This window comes from Acidobacteriota bacterium, from assembly GCA_022562055.1.
GTDB lineage: Bacteria > Actinomycetota > Acidimicrobiia > Spongiisociales > UBA5794 > BMS3BBIN02.
The window spans coordinates 23841-40778 of sequence record JADFQA010000029.1 but is presented as its reverse complement, the minus strand read 5'-3'; the positions used below and the strand labels follow the sequence as shown (position 1 = coordinate 40778).

At 59.4% G+C, this 16938-nt stretch carries 16 protein-coding genes and 1 pseudogene; 9 read left to right on the top strand and 8 right to left on the bottom strand.

The window, feature by feature from the left end; translation table 11 throughout:
* Window positions 1–581: acetyl-CoA C-acyltransferase (locus tag IIC71_10945; protein ID MCH7669695.1), on the bottom strand; the 581-nt coding region annotated here is incomplete at its 3' end.
* A gap of 80 nt (window positions 582–661) precedes the next feature.
* Here IIC71_10945 and IIC71_10940 point away from each other — a divergent pair.
* Window positions 662–1069 carry a hypothetical protein gene (locus IIC71_10940; GenBank protein ID MCH7669694.1) on the top strand — a complete coding sequence of 136 codons (408 nt, stop codon included), beginning with the start codon at window positions 662–664 and terminating at the stop codon, window positions 1067–1069.
* Between the two features lie 3 nt (window positions 1070–1072).
* A complete protein-coding gene (locus IIC71_10935; protein MCH7669693.1) occupies window positions 1073–2065 on the top strand; it encodes an N-acetylmuramoyl-L-alanine amidase in 993 nt (330 codons plus the stop codon).
* Between the two features lie 27 nt (window positions 2066–2092).
* Here the strand turns inward: IIC71_10935 and IIC71_10930 are convergent, their stop codons facing one another.
* The gene (locus tag IIC71_10930) at window positions 2093–3877 is read right to left on the bottom strand and encodes an ATP-binding cassette domain-containing protein (protein MCH7669692.1); all 1785 of its coding nucleotides are present in this window, start codon (window positions 3875–3877) and stop codon (window positions 2093–2095) included.
* Between the two features lie 164 nt (window positions 3878–4041).
* Here IIC71_10930 and IIC71_10925 point away from each other — a divergent pair, with 164 nt between their 5' ends.
* The 5 genes and pseudogenes from IIC71_10925 (at window position 4042) to IIC71_10905 (ending at window position 8710) form a co-directional block, all read left to right on the top strand.
* Window positions 4042–5070, top strand: a complete 1029-nt coding sequence (locus IIC71_10925; GenBank protein MCH7669691.1) for an ATP-dependent DNA ligase — start codon at window positions 4042–4044, stop codon at window positions 5068–5070.
* A 25-nt stretch (window positions 5071–5095) separates the two neighbouring features.
* A complete protein-coding gene (locus tag IIC71_10920) occupies window positions 5096–5752 on the top strand; it encodes an HAD family hydrolase (GenBank protein MCH7669690.1) in 657 nt (218 codons plus the stop codon).
* A 591-nt stretch (window positions 5753–6343) separates the two neighbouring features.
* Window positions 6344–7087: an SDR family oxidoreductase gene (locus IIC71_10915; protein MCH7669689.1), complete on the top strand. Its 744-nt coding sequence runs from the start codon at window positions 6344–6346 to the stop codon at window positions 7085–7087.
* Window positions 7081–7563, top strand: a complete 483-nt coding sequence (locus IIC71_10910) for a VOC family protein (protein ID MCH7669688.1) — start codon at window positions 7081–7083, stop codon at window positions 7561–7563. Before IIC71_10915 ends, IIC71_10910 begins: the two co-directional genes overlap by 7 nt.
* Before the next feature lie 188 nt (window positions 7564–7751).
* Window positions 7752–8710, top strand: a pseudogene (locus IIC71_10905) (CoA transferase).
* Here IIC71_10905 and IIC71_10900 read toward each other — a convergent pair.
* The 5 genes from IIC71_10900 to IIC71_10880 form a co-directional block, all read right to left on the bottom strand.
* Window positions 8690–9715, bottom strand: a complete 1026-nt coding sequence (locus IIC71_10900) for a LacI family DNA-binding transcriptional regulator (protein MCH7669687.1) — start codon at window positions 9713–9715, stop codon at window positions 8690–8692. The pseudogene IIC71_10905 and the gene IIC71_10900 sit on opposite strands and share 21 nt — an antisense overlap.
* 614 nt (window positions 9716–10329) lie before the next feature.
* A complete protein-coding gene (locus IIC71_10895; GenBank protein MCH7669686.1) occupies window positions 10330–10566 on the bottom strand; it encodes a hypothetical protein in 237 nt (78 codons plus the stop codon).
* A gap of 18 nt (window positions 10567–10584) precedes the next feature.
* Window positions 10585–11583, bottom strand: a complete 999-nt coding sequence (locus IIC71_10890) for a thiamine pyrophosphate-dependent dehydrogenase E1 component subunit alpha (protein MCH7669685.1) — start codon at window positions 11581–11583, stop codon at window positions 10585–10587.
* Entirely contained in the window at window positions 11580–12578 is a 999-nt protein-coding gene (locus IIC71_10885) for an alpha-ketoacid dehydrogenase subunit beta (GenBank protein MCH7669684.1), read from the bottom strand. The genes IIC71_10890 and IIC71_10885 overlap by 4 nt, the downstream gene beginning before the upstream one ends.
* Window positions 12579–13274: 696 nt before the next feature.
* Window positions 13275–13961, bottom strand: a complete 687-nt coding sequence (locus IIC71_10880) for a winged helix-turn-helix transcriptional regulator (protein ID MCH7669683.1) — start codon at window positions 13959–13961, stop codon at window positions 13275–13277.
* 74 nt (window positions 13962–14035) lie between these two features.
* On the opposite strand from IIC71_10880, the gene IIC71_10875 reads away from it, so the two are divergent.
* Together IIC71_10875 and IIC71_10870 are read left to right on the top strand one after the other, a co-directional pair.
* Window positions 14036–15427 (top strand): FAD-binding oxidoreductase, encoded by a 1392-nt coding sequence (locus IIC71_10875; protein ID MCH7669682.1) that lies wholly within the window; start codon window positions 14036–14038, stop codon window positions 15425–15427.
* 119 nt (window positions 15428–15546) lie between these two features.
* Entirely contained in the window at window positions 15547–16062 is a 516-nt protein-coding gene (locus IIC71_10870) for a DinB family protein (GenBank protein ID MCH7669681.1), read from the top strand.
* Window positions 16063–16112: 50 nt separating this feature from the next.
* Here the strand turns inward: IIC71_10870 and IIC71_10865 are convergent, their stop codons facing one another.
* Window positions 16113–16916: a helix-turn-helix transcriptional regulator gene (locus IIC71_10865; GenBank protein MCH7669680.1), complete on the bottom strand. Its 804-nt coding sequence runs from the start codon at window positions 16914–16916 to the stop codon at window positions 16113–16115.
* Window positions 16917–16938 lie beyond the last annotated feature (22 nt).

The following is a 16938-nucleotide window of genomic DNA, read 5'->3' as shown; positions in this document are numbered from 1 at the left end:
TTCTCGCGGGCCATCTTCTCGGCGGAGTCACCCATCGATTCGCCGGTGGTGCGTTCGGCAATCGCCGGCGGGTTCGGTGCCAGGTCTTTCGGTCGAATCTTCGCAAAGGCCTTGAGTCTGGTCGGAAGGTCTTTCGCTGCGTTCGCCCTCATCATTGCGTCGACAAAGTTGTCCTGATAGGTGAGTGGTGGCCGCGACAACGTGTCGGCACCGCCTGCAATGACGATGTCTGCGTCCCCGGTGAGGATCTGTTGTGTGCCGCTGATCACAGACTGTGTGCTCGTTGCGCAGGCTCGCGACACTGAGTACGCGTCAACCGAGTACGGCAGGCCGATGGAGAGGGCGATTTCTCTGGCGATGTTTGGTCCCGAAATCTCTGGAACTACCGCACCAAACACGATTGAGTCGATGGCGTCGCGGTGGAGGTTGCTTCGCTGTATTAACTCTGCAACGACGGTGGAGCCGAGTTCGATGACACCTACGTTCGCGAACTGGGTTCGAGATTTAAGGAAGGGTGTGCGCAACCCGTCGACGATCACGACGCGTCGACCGTTGATCTCGCCGCGACTGTTGATGCTCATAACGCCTCGCAAACTTTGAGTGGTTGCTCCAAATTGTAGCGGAGCTGTGGTAACTACCTGCTATCGAATAGGATTGTTACATGGCCGACGAGTTCAACTTCCGATTTGATCCGAAATACCGGGCGTTACTCGCGCCGCTGGGAGTTCGGCCGCGCAACACCAGTGTCGTGGTCGATGACGAGCGTTTTGTTGCTACGTTCGGGCGATTTGTGATCGACACACCGATCAGCAACGTGAAATGTGCCCACATCACCCGTGACTACTCCGCGTACAAGGCGATCGGACTCCGTCTGTCATGGGTCGACTCTGGCGTGACGTTCGGCACAAACACTCGGGCTGGAGTCTGCGTGTGCTTTCACGAGCGCGTGCCCGCACTGATGCCGTTCGTAAGACGTAAACATGCCGCGGTTACGGTCACCGTGCGCGATCCTGAAATGCTTCTGCAGACGCTTGGTGAGCGCGGCATCGACATTTCGTCGGCGGTGTAGCTGATGAGTTCCTCGCGCCGGCAGTTCCTCAAGGGCCTCCTTGGTGGCGCCGGCGCCGGTGCGGTCGCGGTGTTGGGATGGACCCGACTTTTCAAGGAGAACGATGCCGACTCCTCCTCGGTCGCGGCGAGTTCGTCGACGTCTTTGGCCGCCAGTGCGTCGTCGGCATCCTCTAGTAGTTCCGTGCCCGCCGACACGACGCCGTCGGTAGCACCCGATGACACAACGAGTTCGTCTTCACCGCCAACGACATCTGTCGCGCCTACCTCGACGACCAACACAACAACGACCCCGCCCTCGACATCAACATCGTCGACAGGGACCACCACCACGACCAGTGCTCCGACCTCGACGACTTCGCCGCCGTCGGACTCGACTTCGCAGTTCGCCGCCTTCGTGACTGTTGCGGGGGAGTTGCCGGTGTTGTGCAAAGCTGCATGGAGCGCCAACCCAAATCTCGGCGAATTCACCAGCCACACGATTGAGCGATTCACCGTGCATCACACCGCGGCCGTCCTTTCAAGCGCCTCTCGGGCGCCGGCACGGGCCCGCCAGCACCAGAAGTTTCATCTTGGCAAGGGCTGGCCCGACTTGGCGTACCACTTCCTCGTCGACTCGCTAGGCAACGTATATGAGGGTCGTCCGATTACCGCTGTTGGCGATACCGCAACGAGTTACGACCCCACCGGCCATTTTCTGATCGCTGCTGAGGGGAACTTTGACGAGCAGGGCATCCCGGTTGCGCAACTCGCCGCGATGGCCGAACTGTTGGCGTGGGCCGCGGTCACATACAATGTCGATCCGAGCGAGGTACGCGGCCACAAAGACTGGGCGTCTGCTACCTCGTGCCCCGGTAGTGCGCTATATCCCGCGGTATCCGACGGCACGCTCGAATCGATGATGCGTGCCAACATCAAACGGGGCGTGAAGAACCTTCGTGTGATCTGCACTGCCGCCGCAGACCAGTACGTGATGGACCTTGAAGCCTCTGCCTAGATAGCGACCTCGCCCGTGGAGGTGTGGTCAGCGGTCCTCGACGGACTGTGTTGCGAACTGGAGGCGATGGAGGTCCGCGTACAGTCCGCCGTTTTCTAAGAGTTCTTGGTGTGTCCCTACCTGTTCGATCCGACCGTTGTTGAGCACGACCAACTTGTCTGCGTTGCGGATCGTTGACAGCCGATGCGCGATGACAAACGTCGTGCGGCCCTTCATCAATACGTCGAGGGCATCCTGCACAATGGCTTCGCTCTCAGAGTCGAGCGAGCTTGTAGCTTCGTCGAGTATGAGAATGCGCGGGTCGTTGAGCAGCGCCCGAGCAATGGCTACGCGTTGGCGTTGACCTCCCGACAACTTCACACCGCGTTCGCCGATAATTGTGTCGTATCCGTCGGGGAAGCTCGTGATGAATTCGTCGGCGTGGGCCGCTACGCAGGCGTCGCGTAGATCGTCGTCGGTCGCGTTCGGATCACCGACGCGCAGGTTGTCCGCAATGGACCCCGAGAAAAGCTGTGTCTCTTGGGGCACGGCTGCCATGATCGACCGGAGTGATTCCAGATCCCACGTTGCGATGTCGACTCCGTCGATCATGATCGACCCACTCTGGGGTTCGTAGAATCTTGGCAGCAATGCCACGAGTGTTGACTTGCCAGAGCCGCTGGGTCCGACGAGAGCTATGACTTCGCCTGGGGATGCTTCGAGCGTCACGCCTTCAAGCACGCCGGTGTCTCTGTCCGAATAGGAGAATTGGACATCGGTGAACGTAACCCTCCCCTCGACGGATTCCGGCGTGTAGGTTCCGCTCGTGGGGTCGCTCTCGCTCGGATTGTCAAGTAGTTCGAAGATGCGTTTCGACGCACCCATCGCCTCTTGGAGCTGTCCCCACAACCCGGTGAAGGTTCCGATGGCGCCTGCAATCGCCAGTGTGTAGAACAGGAATGTGACGAGCTGGTCGGCACCTAGTGCGCCGTCGAGCACCATCCGTCCTCCTCGCCACAAGACAAAGGCCAGGGTGCCGAAGCCGGTAAACGTGACGAATGGGATCATCGTTGCCCGCAGCCGAGCACGGGTCTTCGCGAGCACAAACGATCTCCCGACCGCATCGTTGTAGCGGCCTTCTTGCTGCCCGCTGTCGGTGAACCATTTCACGACGCGGATAGCCGAAAGGGCTTCCTCAGCAGCGCCGTTCGCTTCCGCGATGCTGTCCTGAAACTCCGTCGATGTGTTTTTGAGCCGCACACCGATCGCCCGGGCGACCACGATCGCGACAGGGAGGAACACCATGACGGAGAAGGCGAGACTCACGGAGATTCTGAAAATGAGAATCACGCCGCCGATCAGCGTGATGACCTGGGCCGCGGCGGTCGCAAGGGACGTCGAAACTGTTCCTTGCACCACCGCAATATCCGAAGTGAGGCGTGAGGTAATTTCGCCGGTCTTGTTTTCGTCAAAAAACCGGATTGGCATGGTGAGGAGATGGCGGTACGTCGCAATGCGCACGTCGGCGACAACACCCTCACCGAGGGATGCAAGCGTGAAGATCCGTAGCGCCATGAACAGCGATCGTGCAAGAAAGATGAAAGCAAGAAATAGTGCGGTCCTGTCAATGTCCGCCGTCGAACCCGAGCCGGTTAGCGCGTCTCCGACGAGCGAACCCATGACCTGTGGAAACACCAGCCCGAGGGCCGAGGCCATGAACACCCCAATGCCACCGAGAATCGCGTATCTGCGGTAGGGACCGACAAACGCCATCAGGCGGCGGAGCTGTGAGAGGTCTCGGCTCTTGGGTTGATCCTTGTCTTGTGCAGTCATGGCCCGTCATGTTAATTGCTGGTTCGCGGGTACTGGCACACCGTCCAGCCACAATGGGTGGTGTATCGATAGTTGCGCGTTGCTGGCGGCGCGGTTGCGGTTCCCGCCGGGCCATGCGGCTTGCTCGTGTCATCAGCGTATCCGCATCAGCTTATGCTTCTGCCATGACATGGAGTGTGGATCCTCCCATTGACACGATGGAGGCGAAAACGAAAACGTCCCTCCCGTCGGGTCCAGGTTGGGTGTACGAGCCGAAGTGGGATGGTTTTCGATGTGTTGCGTACGGGGGTGATCTCCGGTTGGACAGTCGCGCCAAGAAACCGTTGTTGCGCTACTTTCCCGAGTTGGTGTCCGCGCTTGAACAGCTTCCGGCAGACGCGGTTGTCGACGGTGAGGTCATCATCGTCACGGATGGACACCTCGATTTTCCTGCCCTACAACAACGAATTCATCCCGCCGAGTCCCGCATCAACAAGCTCGCTGCCGAGACTCCCGCCCAGCTAGTCGTGTTCGACCTCATCGCTATCGATGGTGCGGACATGCGCCCACGACCGTTTTCCGAGCGTCGTGCTCGGCTTGAAGAGTTGTTTGCAACCCTCGGCGAAGGGTGGAGTCTCACGCCCTCGACGGATGACCTTGCCACCGGGGAACGCTGGTTCCACGAGTTTGAGGCTGCGGGTTGTGACGGCATCGTGTGCAAAGAGTCGGCTGCCGCCTACCAGGGTGGTAAGCGTGCGATGGTCAAGGTGAAACATCGCCGCTCGGTGGACGTTGTCGTTGGTGGCTACAGGGTGCACAAGGACGGCGACAAGATCGGTTCGCTTCTGCTCGGTCTCTACAACGACGCCGGGGAGCTTCATTTCATTGGCCATTGCAGCGGGTTTTCAAACACAGATCGCACAGAATTGCTTGCGCGGTTCGAAGCGCTGCGTTCCGATGAGTCTTTCGGATCTGACAGGATGCCGGGTGCCCAGTCGCGGTGGTCCAGCGGTAAAGACATGTCCTGGGTGCCTGTGCAGCCCGGTGTCGTTGTCGAGATTTCGTATGACCAGCTGACCGGCAATTCGTTCAGGCACGCTACGCGATTCGAACGCTGGAGGCCTGATAAAACTCCGGAGATGTGCACGATGGAGCAACTTGAGCGGCCGACCGGTCCCGGTATCGATGCGGTCCTGCGCGCTGGAGACGACTGATCGGTCAACTAGGGTTCGCCTCGTTATGGCACACATCATCTGGGACTGGAACGGGACACTTTTGGACGACCTCCACATTGTGGTGGACGCCGTGTCGGCGTGTGTTGCCCCGCTCGGGCGAGGCGCGATAACGGCAGACGACTACCGCGATCACTACACCAGGCCGGTGGTGTTGTTCTACGAGAACCTGATGGGGCGTCCCGTCACGTCTGATGAGTGGGCCAGCATCGACGGTGTCTACCATGACACCTACCGGTCGCTAATGCGCCAGGCTGACCTTGCTGCCGATGCTCGTGCCGCGATTCGCGATGTCGCAGACCGGAATGGGACGCAATCAATCTTGTCCATGTGGTGGCATTCTGAGCTGGTTCCTTTCACCGCCGGGTTCGGTCTGCGTGATGTGATGCAACGCATCGATGGCAACCGCGAGGATGCGGGCGCTCTCAAGGCCGATCAGATGCGTTCCCACATCGAGATGCTGGTTGCCGCTCACGGGGTTGTGGCTTCAAAGGTGGTCGCCGTCGGAGATACCTTCGACGACGCGGCGGCAGCCGCCGCGGTTGGTATCCCGATCATCCTTTACGACGGAGGATCCCACCACCGCGTCGACCTCGAGAAAGTCGGCGTACCGGTTGTCTCCACTCTCCTGGAGGCAGTCGACATCGCTTCGACCCTCGTGTAGTCACGGCCGTTCTTGCTGTTCTGGCGTCCAATCGTGCAGGATCCTGCGGCACGATTGGACGCCAGAACAGAGAAAATGGGGCGGTCGGACGCTTCGACTGTATCGGCGATGCCCACGAGTGCAGTGTCTAGTCAGTTGTGTTGTCTCTGAGTGGCGCGCGGTAACTCTAAGTGGTTATGGTGGGCTTCGGAATTCCGTCGAGTTGAAGGGCCCAGGGTGGCCACGGGGAAGCGTTCGGTGTTTTGGTTTCGGTTTGTGACGTCGGTGTGGAGTTGCCCCGGTTTCTTCGGGCGACGCCCTGCCATCCAGCTTCATCTTGTGCTCAACCCTGTTGCGATCGCCGGTGTACAGCTCAGATACCCCGGATAGGTTCTGAGTTCATTGGTGCTGAGTCGGGGAGCCTTGAGGTAATGAACACCATCGTTCCTTGAAGTAGCACGGCCGTCGACCTTCTCGCTCAGCTCGCTGGCTTGTCTCGCGAAGTCGACATTTCCGTTTCGATTGACGATCCGAGAACCGAGCTACCAGAGTTACTAGAAACGTTTCTGGTAGCCTGGTGAGCAACATTATCATCAGCAAAGGAGCAATCCCATGATGATGGCAAGCAAGCAGGCCCTTGTCACTGGCGCCGCCAGCGGCATCGGACGGGCCGTGGTCAACCGGCTCGTCACCGAGGATGTCAGCGTCATCGCCCTTGATGTCGACCGTGAGGGTCTCGACGCGGCGTTCGGTGATGGCGTCACCAAGCTGGTTATCGATCTCGGAGAACAAGATGCCCGCCAGAGGGCCATCGAGGCCGCCGCAGGGTTTGACTATCTCATAAACGCGGCTGGGATCATCCGTCTGAAGCCTATCGCGGAATTCACAGTCGACGAGTGGCGGGAGCTAATGACGGTTAACGCCGAAGCGATTTTCTTCCTCTGTCAGGGGATCGGCCCGACCATGCTGCCCGGTAGCGCCATCGTCAACCTGTCATCGTCTTCCGCAAAGCTCGCTACGACCACCGAAGCTGCCGTATACGCCGCCACGAAAACAACTGTCCTGTCGATCACACGGTCATTCGCCTACGCCCTCGCCTCCATCCCGGTTCGTGTTAACGCGATTTGCCCGGCCATCATTGATACGCCGATGCAGGATGCTCTGCTCGAACGCCTAGCGTCGCTGCGGGGCACGACCACCGAGGAACTGGCGTTGGTGCGCAACGCCTCCGTGCCACTCGGGCGACCCGCTCAGCCAGAGGAACTGGCCGGGTACATTTGGTTCATGCTCTCTGACGAGGGTAGCTACATCACAGGCCAGACCCTCAACTACGGCGGGGGCTACGTCACATGGTGATCGACGGCCCTCAGACCGGATCAACGCGGCTACGTCGCGTGCACCACATCGGCATTACTGTCGTCGACGTAGACCGTTCTCTTGCATTTTGGAAGGTCTTTCTCGGCGTGGAGCCTCGGTGGCGTCGGATGCTTGACGGACCGTACCTTGGGCAGGTCACGGGATACGACGGAATCCGCATCGATGCCTCCATCATCGAGCTTCCTGGCGGCATCGCACTCGAAATTCTCGACTACAGGACCGACAAAAAAAGTCCCAACCCACCTGAGACAGCGAATCCGGGCAACGTTCATATCTGCATCGAAGTTGCCGACATCGACACAACGTGGGGCCACGCTATGGCCGCTGGAGCCACGCCGGTGAGTCCGCACCCGGTAATGGTGACTGTCGGGCCCAACACAGGTGCCAGGGTGGGCTATTTACGCGATCCCGACGGCATCACTGTGGAGCTGTTCCAGCCACCGCGCGGTGCCTGACTGAGGCTGGGACTTGACCTTGCAAGAAATCGATCAGTCAGACACCTTCCGCCCTTCAACGTCGTTTCCGCGTCGATCAGCCGTCCTCCGAGCGGCGCCTCAGTCGCCACACTTGAACAGCCAGATCCGCCGGTGCGCGAGGCGATACCGCTCACAGACTATCATCGAAACGATTCCTGGGAGGGAGTATGACCGAATCAGCATCAGAGCCCGAGCGACTCCTCCCACTTGCCGACATCCGTATTGTTGCCATCGAACAATACGGAGCCGGTCCCTTCGGGAGTCTCCACCTTGCCGACCTCGGCGCGGATGTCATCAAGATTGAGGACCCTCGGTTCGGCGGAGACGTGAGCCGCTACATTCCCCCACTCCAGGAGGGTGAGGACAGCCTGTTCTATGAAGCGTTCAACCGGAACAAGCGCAGCCTCAGCCTCGACATGTCGACCTCGGCGGGCAGGACTGTATTCGAAGACCTTGTGCGCAACTCCGATGCCGTGTACTCCAACCTGCGCGGCGACGTGCCAGAACGGCTCAAGATCACCTACGCCGATTTGTGCTCCATATAATCAGGCGATTATATGCGTGTCGCTGTCGGGATTCGGAATGAGAGGACCCTATCGCTCCGAGCCCGGTTACGACTATATCCTCCAAGGACTCACCGGGTGGATGAGCCTCACGGGTGAGCCGGGTGGCCCTCCGGCGAAATCGGGCCTGTCGCTGGTCGACTACGCCGGAGGCTATGTCGCTGCCATCGCTGCTTGCCGGTGTACATGCGGCACGTCGCGACGGTGTCGGCATGGACTGTGACCTGAGCCTATTCGATACCGCGATCAGTCTCCTTACATACCCGGCTATATGGTGGTTGAACGGAGAAATCGAACCCGTGCGTAAATCAAAGTCGGCGCACCCGTCCCTCATCCCATTCCAGGCGTTCGAAGCGAATGACGGATGGCTTGTTGTCGCCTGCCCCAAGGAGAAATTCTGGCAGCGGCTCACCATCGCTATCGGTTGTCCAGAGCTTGCCAGCGACCCTCGCTTTCGCAATTTCAAGGCCCGTCACGAAAACTCCGACGAACTCGCAGCGATCCTCGATCGGTTTGGGTGGCCGGCCCGGTGCCAACCGTGTTTAACTTGCTTTGAACGTTGAGCTGCGGAGGATAAGGTGAGTAGGCACGATCTCGACTTGAGCCGTCTGTACTTCCGCGGTCATTCGTTGCAGCATTACTTCGGCCGCAAGTTCGCCTAGAGCGACAGTATCACGAGCGATGACCGACACGGGAGGAACGTGGAGTTCGGCAAGGGGCACGTCGTCACACGAAATCAACGCCACATCTGATCCAACGCTCAACGATCTACTCTTGAGCGCACGTAGAACGCCGATAAGCGTAAGGTTGCCCCCGCAGAGGATTGCCGTAGGTGGGTTCGGATCATCGAGGACTTCATGCGTCATGGCCTCGCCGAACTCTGCGTTCATAGGCCCGCTTCTGATGAGATATTCGGGCTGAGGAATGTCGTGAGCACGGAACACCGCCCGAAAGCCTTCGAGACGTTCACGCCCGGGCCGTGTGACGAGAGGACCCGAGATCAACGCAATCCTCCGATGACCAAGACCGACCAGATGTTCGGTCGCATCGTTCATGCCTGAACGGTGGTCGGTGAGTACTGCGGCCGCCATGTTCAGTTCAGGGATCTCGCGATCAAGAAGCACAACGGGCGTGTCCACACGTTTCAGTTCTTCTATCGTCGATTTTCTGCTCTCATCCGCGACCGACACAATGAACCCGTCGACCTGCCTCCAACGAAGCAAGCGGATCATCTCCCCATCGCGTTGCGGATCCCCCTCTGAATTGGTGAGCACCATCGTATAACCAGCCTCTTCGAGACGCCGCGATGCGCCCAGAGTGATTTCAGCGAACAGCGGGTTGGAGATGTCGGAGACAATAAAGCCGATAGTTCGAGTCGATCCGCTTCGAAGTCCCGCAGCGAGGAGGTTCGGTTCGTAGCCGAGAGCTTCAACAGATTCCAGTACTCGACTGCGCATCGCAGTGCTAACGTCGGGGTGCTTATTGAGAACTCGGGACACGGACGACAGCGCCACGCCCGCGTACGCGGCAACTTCCTTGATGGTTGGGGCAGGTGTGTCAGTCGTCACATTGATGCACCGTTGTGTTCGCTCCCGGTTGTGCGCGATTCACATTAGCCGGGATAGTCTCCGGGAATACCCAGCTCGGCCAAACCCGCGCGAACCCACCGGACTCTTTCAGATCCCGACGTGCGCGCGAATCGGGGAACGGGGAGAGCGATAGGTCGTCCGCCGAACTCCAGCGACCGAAGCTGTGACTCATCGGGAGCAAACGATACGCGCATTCAGCGTAAGGTTACTCCGACGGGATAGGTCTCGCGTTTCCATACGATATTCCCGATGCTGAGCGCTGTTGGCCTTGAGCGTGCCAATCGCCACCAACCTGCGGGAAAAGTAGGGGAGCGCGTGTCTAGCTATCCGCGGGGCTTCGTTGTCGGTGCCGAACATGTTGCCATTGGGACACGGCTGGTGCTGGGAACATCAACGGTTTCAACACTTTGACGAATCGCGCCGAACGACACCGCCGCGAGACCGATGCCCCGGTGTGATCGCCCGTAGCCGAAGCCGGTGTCAGGCTCGCAGTGTCGCTGATTGGCCGAAGTGTCGGGTTCGGCATCGAGATGCAAGACGCGGTCGCGGCCGGATCACGGCAACGAACGACACGACATCAGTAGGACCGGTGCTCATGCCTCAATGATACAGATCGGCGTGCCGGTGGAAACTTCGTCATCAGACGACACGAGCATCTCAATGAGTGTTCCCGAAACCGGCGACGGGACTTCCATATCAACCTTATCGGTTTCAACCTGAACCAGCGGTTGTCCGGCTTCAATGATCGACCCTACCTCGGTAAGCCATTCCAGTATCACGACTTCGTCGACCGAGTCGGCAACCTTGGGCATTTTGATCTTGTAACGCATTCCGATCTCCTCGACAGATTATGGCGCGTAGATATGCCGAAACATTGTCGAAGGGTCGGGCTTCGGACTCTTGCCGACCAACTCTACCGCCGCTTCGATAGTTTCTTTGACCTCTGCATGGATTTCGTCACGCCCCTCAGAGTCGAAAACGCCGCGCTCGATCAATTTGTCTCCGTATGTGACAATGGGGTCTCTCCTGTACCACTCATCGAACTCGCCTTCCACCCGGTACGACGCCGTATCTGATCTCGAGTGACCCGCGTAACGGTATGTCTTCATTTCAAGGAGCGTTGGTCCGTCGCCGCGACGTGCGTGCTCCACAGCCACGGAGACAGCCTGTCGCACCGCCTCAACATTTTGACCATCGACGATCTCATTTCTCATCGCGTACGAATTCGCCCTGATCGCAAGATCCTCGATCGGTGTCGTACGATCGATACGGCTGTATTCGCCGTAAACGTTGTTCTCGCAGACGAATACGACTGGCAGGTTCCAGATCGCCGCCAGATTGAGGCTCTCGTGAAATGCGCCGATGTTCGTGGCACCGTCACCGAAAATCGCCAGCGCAACGGCGCCATTACCAGTTACCTGTGCTGTCAATGCGGCTCCAGCCGCAACCGGCAACCCTGCACCGACGATGGCGAACGTCGGCAGCAGACCCAACTCCGGCGCCGAAAGATGCATGGAGCCTCCCAGCCCACCAACCGGACCAAGCGTTCGCCCCATGATCTCGGCCAGAAGATCGACGACTGTCAACCCTAGAGCGAGTTCGATACCATGGCCGCGGTAAGTGCATGTAACCGAGTCGGCCGGGTTGACGACCGCCGCGATGCCCACAGCAACTGCTTCCTGGCCCGTGCAAAGATGGGTCGTGCCATGGACCAATCCATCGAGAAATAGTTGATTCACCCGGTCTTCGAATGTGCGAATCTCGACCATCCGTCGATACCATTCACGTGGGTCATCTCTAATGGATTGCCGCCGATCGAGCCTCTCAGCGGTGTTTACTGCTTTCATTGTTGATCCTCCCACCAGTGCGGCGGTATCGTGTCCCGTTTCAGGTAGTCGGTCACCTGCCGTGCAACGTAGGCAGCGTTCGGTCGATACCAGTTCTCGAGTTCCTTACCAAACGGTACGGGTACATCTGGGCTAGTTATTCGCAAAATCGGAGCGGCGAGTTCCCGAAACAACCGCGTTCCTATCTCCGCGGCGATGTCTGCCCCCCAACCGCCGCTGTAGGGATTCTCTTCGACGATTACGAGGCGACCGGTCTGTCGAACTGATGCTTCAACGGCGTCGACGTCCCACGGCACGAGACTCTGCAAATCGACGATCGTTGCGGACCATTCTGACTTGGACGCGGCCTCGATAGCAGTGCCCACGGTGGATCCAAGAGCAACAATCGTGACGTCCTCGCCCTCCGCCACAATGCTCGCTTCGCCGATCCGAATGATTTGGTCAACTCCTGTTTTGACTTCAGCTCTCTGCGCATAGAGGACTCTCGGCTCGAGCACCACGACGGGGTTGTTGTCTCTGATCGCCGCGCGCAACAATCCATACGCCGACTGCGGCCCAGACGGTACAACCAGCTTCAACCCAGGAGTTCCCATCATCCACGTTTCCATGGTTTGAGAATGCTGGCAACCGAACCCGAGACCAGCACCGATCGAAGCCCGTACTGTGATAGGTACCTTTATCTGCCCATTGGATAAGTAGTGGAACTTGGCGGCCTCAGTGGTCAACTGATCAAGGGCCACGCCAAGAAACTCGACGAACATAATCTCGACAACAGGTCGAAGGCCAGTCGCAGCAGCACCGACGGCGGCACCCAGAAAGGCCATCTCCGATATTGGCGTGTCCCTAACTCTTGATGCGCCGAACGCAGCAAGAAGCCCGTCACTCGTTTTAAACGGACCACCGGCTTCGGCAACATCCTCACCGAACACGATCACTGAAGAGTCTTCCTTCATCTCATCGTGAAGAGCTGCGACGATCGCTTGGTTCATTCTCATCCGGGGCATGGTCGACCTTTCATTGACATCCGATGACAGCTCCAGGATCTCCCTGACGTTGAGCGTTTACCGTCATATCGATCCGCATCGGAGGATCCAACCAATGTCCCTCGCCAAGATCGAATCTTTGTCATGAGCACATCGCCTAATCCAAAACGAAGCTGGCGGTTACCGGATGAAGATAACGGCCAGATCCGAAAGGGCAGAGCGCCATCGCGCGATCGACTTCCCCGGTCGACCGCGTTGCCAAGTTGGTACTTCTCCGCGCCTGCCACATCAACCTCCCGGGATTCCCAGGCTCAGAATCGGCACTCTTGCATCGCAGCGAGGGTGGATCTCGTAAGTACTGGTAACGTTTCCACATACTATAAGACATCATCCCGCGCTGTCAACCGTCGCAAAATCTGGCCCGAAAGACTCGGAAGGCTGAGACTTGACGGACCGCCGATCACGGAACCCGCGGCGGCACAACACCGCCAGAAACCTGCCGAACAATTCACCGGATGCCACAGGTTCCAGGGCGATCACGACCCGTTCGACAACGACCGCTGAGCCGGGACCCAGCCCGCGTGGACCGATCCGGGCTTATCGGGGTCTGTGCGTTAGCCGGGGGCATCCACTTTCGTGCGATCAGGGAGGTCAGGAGATTTGGTGGGTGCGCGGTTCTCGGTTCGGGACATGGACGTTCCGGAATCTTCACGCTGGTCGGTTGCGGCGGGTGGTGCCGGCTCGGACGGCGGGGACGAATGCGCTCCACTGCATCCAGGCTGAGAACCCTCGACGATTCGACGGTGTCCCCGCAAGCTCTATGAGGCCCATGGCGAGGGCGGCTTTTAGGTTGGTTCTGCCCATGTAGATCCGGTACAGCTCTCGCACCGACCCGCGCACCGTTACAGCCACGGGTAGGCACGGGTCCTCGAGACACACCGACACGTCGTGGCGTTCCATAGTGAGCCAGAACCGCCGTGGCTCGTTGGCGAATTCGAACGCCACGACCGTGCGTCCCGACGGCAGTTCCTTGCGGCGGACATGGCGCGAAATGGACAGCATCAGGAGTTCGGGATCGAGCTCGGCGGGTCGAGGGTCTTCCATCACCCATTCACCCACCCAGTCGCCGATTGCCCGAATAACCGGGCGCAGCGATTCGCCAGCTACGGTGAAGCGATACCCGTCCCCATCGGCAGCTCGCTCGATGATGCCGTCCCGTTGGAGCCTCTTGAGACGGCTTGCAAGCACCGAGCGGGAGATGCCGGGCAGCCCACGCTCAAAGTCTATGAACCTAGTGGGTCCGAACAAGAGTTCTCGAATGATCAGAAGTGTCCACCGGTCGCCGAGCAGTTCGGCACCTTTGGCAACTGGGCAATATTGGCCGTACGAGCGCATGCGGGCCAGTATCGCACGACCGCCACAAAAAGCGTGTTCGAATTTCGAACTTCTATTGTCGGTCGCGACCACATATGGTGACCACTATGACGCACACGCCAATCCCGCTGTTTCCAGAAGACGCCTTCAAGGGCACGATCCATGTACCCGGCTCGCTGGCTTACGACGAGGCGAGACAGATATGGAACGGCCAGATCGACAGGCGACCCGCACTCATTGCTACTTGCGTGGATACCGACGACGTCGCCACCGCCGTCAGATATGCGGTGGCCAGCGGTACACCGCTTTCGGTTCGGGGAGGCGGTCATCACGTCGCCGGGAGCGCAATCGTCGAGGCAGGCCTGGTCATAGACCTGTCGCAAATGTCAGACGTGACCCTATCTCCGGACAAGAGCACAGCATTGGTGCAGGGCGGGGCGAAACTCGGAAATCTTGATCGGGGCACGCTCCCGTTCGGCCGCCTCGTCCCAGCGGGAATCGATCACGACACTGGCGTCGGCGGTCTGACCCTTGGGGGTGGCATCGGTTGGACCTCTCGCAAACACGGCCTCACAAGCGACAACCTCACCGGCGTCACGATGGTCACGGCCGCTGGCGAAATCCTTCATGTCGACGAAGCCTCTGACCCTGAACTGATGTGGGGTCTGCGCGGTGGTGGCGGCAATTTCGGAATTGTCACGTCGTTCGAGTTCGCAACCCACCCACTCCCCGACAAAGTCCTGGCGGGGTTCGCCGTCTACGACGGCACCCACGCGGCCGACGTTCTGCGTCGCTACCGGTCGGTCGTCGCTCATGTACCGGATGAAATCACCACAATCGTGTTCCTGAGAAGCGCCCCAGAGGTCCCATGGATGCCGGAAGAGGTCCTTGGCAAGCCGGTGGTGATGATTGGTGTCGTATACATGGGCGACCCGGATGCGGCCGAAGCGGTCGTTGCCCCGTTCCGGACCCTCGGCACGCCCATAGTCGACACGATCCAACCGAAACCGATGATCGAACACCAGGCGGTACTCGAAGGAGCGAACCCCGTTGGGCACCGCTATTACTGGAAGTCCACGCCAATTCGGGAACTCTCAGACGACGTGATCGATACCTTTCACCGGCATCTCCAGACTATCTCCTCACCGCACAGCCTCCTCGGATTCTTCCAACTCGGCGGGGCCGTGGCACGTAACAGAGACATCGGATGTTTCCCCAATCGCGAAGCGCGGTTTCTCGTCAACTATGCAGTACATTGGATCGACCCCTCCGAGGACGGGCTCCACCGCGACTGGACACGTCAAGCAATGGCGGAAATCGAACCACACAGCTCAGGTGGCGGTTACGTGAACTTCCTCGCCGACCAAGGCATCGACGCTGTCCGTGCTGCCTACGGCGACGACAGATACTTGAGGCTGGTCGCCTTGAAGCATCGGATGGACCCAACAAACGTGTTCCGTCACAACCAAAACATCCCACCGTCCTGAGCCGTCGTCGGGCTGCACAATTGGTCGCAACCGGCGGCTCCCCTGGCACCGCCCTGCTGCCCGCTGACCCCGGTTGCCACGACATTTGTGAAGTGTCGGCTTCCAGTAGTCTCGTGGTCATGGATATATGCGACGTTTGCGGATTCGATTTCGAGGTGGTCGGTCGGGATGACGTCGGGCCGCGGGTGACGACCGCGGTCGAATCTATCGCTGCGCTGCTGACCGATGAGCCGAAGGTTTGTCTTGTACGGCCGTCTGAACAGCGCTGGTCAATGTTGGAGTACGGCGCACACGTCCGTGATGTGCTGCTGACCCTGCGCGACAGGCTCGTCATTGGTCTCGTCGAAGATGATCCAGGGTTCAAACCGCTGTATCGAGACGAACGGATCGATCTTGGCCTGTACTCCGACGACACGCCGGCGGCCGTCGCTGCCGAGTTGGGCGCTGCGACGTCGATGTTTGTCCGACTGTTCGATGCAATCGAACCGGAGCTGTTGTCACGATCGGTGCAGTACGGATCACCAAATCCGCAACCCCGAACGTTGCTCTGGATGGGCCTCCAGGCGATCCACGAATCGGAACACCACCTCACCGACATCAGAGAGAACCTGCAACAAGTCAAGAGAACTGACTGACAGTGTCGGCTGACGACGAGGCCGTTTCGTTGCCCCGCACGTCGAGCGGGTCACTTGGCGAACTTTCGCAACAGCGTCTCGGTTGCGGCGTCTGCGGGGAGCAGAGTCTCTAGGCGCAGTTCTTCGAGGGTGACGTCGAACGGCGCACCGATCGTTGCAATGGTCGTCAAGAACCGCATTTCTCCCATGGGTGTATCCATGTGCAACGGGACCAGTAGGTCGGCGCCGGTTGGTACCTCGGCTCGGGACAACAAACCGCTGACGTCCGGATAGGCAGTGACTTCGGAGAGGAGATCAACAAGCACCTTATCGCCGGGGCGTTCGGCGACCTCGCGTTCCAACCGACGCAGCAGCGCCGCCGCGGCGCTTTCCCAGTTGACGACAAATTCTCGGACACCCTTCGGGTGTAAAAGGAGCCGCATAATGTTGCCGCCAAACAACGGTGCATCCTCGGGAGATACCATCATCGACGTGAGCGCAGCGGCGGGCTGGTTGATCATCACCAAGGTCCATGCCCGGTCGACGACGTATGCAGGGAAGGGGGCGTGGGCCTCGAGAATCAACTCCAGCGCATGCCGCACCTGGTCCATGGCGGGCTCCTCCAAGCCGTGTTGGGAGTACACCGCGGCGTACCCGGCCGCATGGAGCCAGGTGTTGCGGTCGCGCAACGGCACATCGAGCACCGTTGCCAGATGGATGATCATTTCCCTGCTGGGTTTTGCCCGACCGGTCTCAAGAAAGCTCAAATGACGCTGCGAAACGTCCGCTGAAACCGAAAGGTCGAGCTGGCTCAATCGCCGCAACATGCGCCACCGCTTCAGCGCGGCACCAGACGTCTCCTGGGTGGTGGTCATGATGAGCTCCCGGTCGTTGGCC